Consider the following 3,363-nt stretch of genomic DNA (forward strand, 5'->3'; position numbering starts at 1 on the left):
CCCCGATGTGTTGGCGCAGGCCAGGGGCCTGGGACTCGGTATGATCTTGGCCCATCAACATCTGGGGCAGCTGTCGGCGGACCTTCGGGAAGCAGTCCTGGCCAATGCCCGCAGCCGGGTGATCTTCCAGGCGGCTGCGTCAGACGCTGGGCGGCTCGCCAAGGAGCTGGCGCCGCACCTGGGGGCAGCGGACTTGCAGGGGCTGGGTGCGTATGAGGTTGCGGTGTCGCTGTCGGCCGGGGCGCGGGTGGCCCCACCTGCCACCGGCGTGACGCTGCTGCCGCCTCCGGCTACGGGACAGGCCAACATCGTGCGGGCCGCCTCGCGGGATCGCTTCGGGCGAGACCGGGACGAGGTGGAAGCCGCCATCCGGGCACGCCATGACGGTACCAAGCCCGCCGGACGGGTCGGCCGCCGGGAGGTGTCCGAATGAGGCGGGCACTTCCGGCCGCTGTGCCGGTCGCGTCGAGTAGACCTGCGCGTTTGCCGTGGTGGGGTGCGGTTTCCGGGCCAAATGTGCAGACGACTCCCTGGCTTCTTCGTGGGGTGAACTCATGAGCCGGGCATATGTCACCTCCCGTCAAGTGGCGGCACTGGCTGCGACCATCCCGCCTCGGGAGCGAGAGATCCTTACGACGCTATCCGTGGTGCGCGTGGCCACCGGGGCGCAGTTGGTGCGGTTGCATCTGGCGGGCGTCTCGGCGCGGCGGGGCAGGGAGGTGCTGGCCGGGATGGTGGCGCGGCGGCTCCTCGCGCGGCTGCCCCGGCGGATCGGCGGCGTGCGGGCAGGCTCTGCGGGCTTCGTCTACACCCTCGACGTGGCGGCCTTGTGCATCTTGGACCCGGAGCGGTCGCGGTGGCAGCGGCCCTGGCCGGTGGGCTCCTTGTTCCTGGCGCACTCCCTGGCGGTGACAGAGCTGTACACCGCCTTGCGCAAAGCCGAAGCCGCCGGACGGCTGGTGGTGGCGCGCTTCCAGGCGGAACCAGCCAGCTGGCGCAGTTTTTCCGGCCCCGCCGGGCGGATGGTGATCAAGCCGGATGCCCGTGTGGCCTTGCGGCTGGGCCGGTACGAAGACACCTGGATGGTGGAGGTAGACCGGGCGACGGAGTCGCTGCCGACGATCCGGCGCAAAGCGGAGCTGTACATCAAGTACTGGCAGTCCGGCCGGGAGGGCGAGGTCTTTCCCCGCGTGCTGTGGGTGGTGCCGGATGAAGGCCGTCGGCGGCAGCTCTTGGCCGTCCTGGGCCGTCTGCCTGCCGATACCTGGCAATTGTTCACCGTCGCTACCTCGGACGAGGCCGCAGGCCGGATGATCCAGGGGGCGGCGGAATGATGGAGCTACCCCGCAACATCATCCTGACCGGCGATGCCGCCACCCGCCTGGCGGAGTTGCCACCGGCCTCGGTGGACAGTGTGATCACCAGCCCGCCCTACTACGCCCTGAGGGATTACGGGGTGGATGATCAACTAGGCCTTGAGGCCACGGTGGACGACTGGGTAGCGGGCCTTCTGCCAGTCTTCCGCCAGCTGGCCCGGGTGATCAAGCAGACGGGCAGCGTCTGGCTGAACCTGGGCGACAGTTTTTCGAGGCACTCCAAGTACGGGGCGCCGCCGAAGGGGCTGCTCCTGGCGCCGGAGCGGCTGGTGCTGGCGCTGTCGGCGGACGGCTGGATTGTCCGCAATAAGGTGATTTGGAGCAAGACGAACCCCATGCCCTCGTCGATCTCTGACCGCCTGACCCTCACCTATGAAGTGGTGTACTTCCTCACGCGCGGCCCCCGGTATTTCTTCGACCTGGACGCTATCCGGGAGCCGCATCGCTCCGGCGGTGGAAAGAAGGCGGCCAAGGCCGAGTACGCCAAGCCGACGTATCGAGGGCCGCTCGTGGCAAACAACGAGGGCCTGCGGCGGGAACGGCCCGAAGGGCAGCCGGGGCATCCGCTCGGGAAGAACCCCGGGGATGTGTGGCAGCACGCGGCGGGCAATTTCCGGGGAGCACACTTCGCCACCTTCCCGCCGGGCTTGATCCGACGACCGCTCTTGGCGACCTGCCCCGAAGTCGTATGCACGGCCTGCGGCCAGGGCTGGAAACGGCAATACACCGTGCGGAAGCTGTGGAACGCAAAAGATCAGGAAGCGGCGACGGTACGTGAGGCGGGCGACTTCATCCGGTGCGACTGCGAGGCTCCGACTGTTCCGGGCGTGGTGCTTGATCCATTCTTTGGTACGGGGACGGTGGGGGCGGTGGCCTGCCAGAACGGGCGGGACTACATCGGCGTAGAGCTGAACCCGGATTATGTGCAGCTGGCCGAAAAGCGGATCAGGGAGGTCTGCGGGCAGCCAGGAGAACTGGCCGCCTGCCCGGTCTAACTGCCGGGGAGTCCTCCCCGGTGTCGTGCGGCCGAAGTCCTCATCCATAAGGGATGAGCGGCCGCACCCGCACTGAGGAGTCGAAATGAAATAACTTGCGCGTTTCGAACCCTCCACAGGCCTGTGACCTGCGATGATGCTCTCGATCACGTATTTGTTACTTCATTACGTCCTCTGAGGAGGTTTCCGTGACGGAACCGAAAGACCGGCCCGGGGGTCACAAGACCCTGGCGGTGAAATTGCCGAACGCCCTGCACGCCCAGCTTGAGCTGATCGTGCGGGTGGACGGTTCCACCATGGGAGCGGCGCTGTTGGCCGCCGCCGAGTTTTACGTGGAGGCCAAGCGATCCGCGCCGGACTTCGCGGAGAAGGCTCAGGCGGTGATCGCCGAAGCCGAAGCCCAGGCCGCGGCGGCCCGCCAGGCGGTGGAGGCGCTACTGCTTCCGGGGACGCCCGGCGGGCCGGAAAAGCCCGGATCTCGGAGCAAGTGAGGTAGCCGAAAGGGCTACGTCGCGCGGGCGGGCCGGGGGAGGTGCGCATTCGCGTACTTCCCCCGGCCCTCAACACCTTGTTTTTGGCTGTGCAAAGCTGAAAAATGGGCGTCCTAGCCTGTGTCAATTCCTGGAAGAATAACGGGGATTTCGGGTGGGAATTGACATAGGATGGGGCCGGAAAAACGGCCATTTCCTCCACTGGGAAGAATGACCCTCAAGGAAAGGAGTATTTATGGAAGAGGTGCATGAGAATGAAGTACGAGTTGATCGCCCGAACGCGGTAATCTACCTGCGCACCGCCTCCGAGGGGGCGGGCGGCAAAGAATCCCTTGAGCTACAGCGCCAGGCCTGCGAGCAAGCGGCGCGGGAGCTGGGAATGACCGTAGTGTGGGTTTACGCGGACCAAGGCTCCCGCGCTTTCCGGGACCGTCCGGGCCTGCGTTCTATGCTGAGTCTTGTAGCTAAGGAGTCGAAATGAAATAACTTGCGCGTTTCGAA

At 66.3% G+C, this 3,363-nt stretch carries 4 protein-coding genes and 1 pseudogene; all 5 read left to right on the forward strand.

Annotated elements, in window-relative coordinates; all coding sequences use genetic code 11:
* A pseudogene (locus AC08OQ_RS14135) lies at positions 1–433 on the forward strand (type IV secretory system conjugative DNA transfer family protein); the annotation flags it as partial.
* Positions 434–554: 121 nt separating this feature from the next.
* Complete coding sequence (locus AC08OQ_RS14140) at positions 555–1,334, forward strand: replication-relaxation family protein (protein ID WP_476601528.1); 780 nt, start codon at positions 555–557, stop codon at positions 1,332–1,334.
* Positions 1,331–2,371, forward strand: coding sequence for a DNA-methyltransferase (locus AC08OQ_RS14145; RefSeq protein ID WP_476601529.1), 1,041 nt, complete (start codon positions 1,331–1,333; stop codon positions 2,369–2,371). Before AC08OQ_RS14140 ends, AC08OQ_RS14145 begins: the two co-directional genes overlap by 4 nt.
* A 188-nt stretch (positions 2,372–2,559) precedes the next feature.
* On the forward strand, positions 2,560–2,862 hold the full coding sequence (locus AC08OQ_RS14150) for a hypothetical protein (RefSeq protein WP_462189336.1): 303 nt from the start codon (positions 2,560–2,562) through the stop codon (positions 2,860–2,862).
* A 235-nt stretch (positions 2,863–3,097) separates the two neighbouring features.
* Positions 3,098–3,343, forward strand: a complete 246-nt coding sequence (locus tag AC08OQ_RS14155) for a recombinase family protein (RefSeq protein ID WP_476601530.1) — start codon at positions 3,098–3,100, stop codon at positions 3,341–3,343.
* Positions 3,344–3,363 lie beyond the last annotated feature (20 nt).

Source organism: Frankia sp. CcCS3 (genome assembly GCF_977927575.1).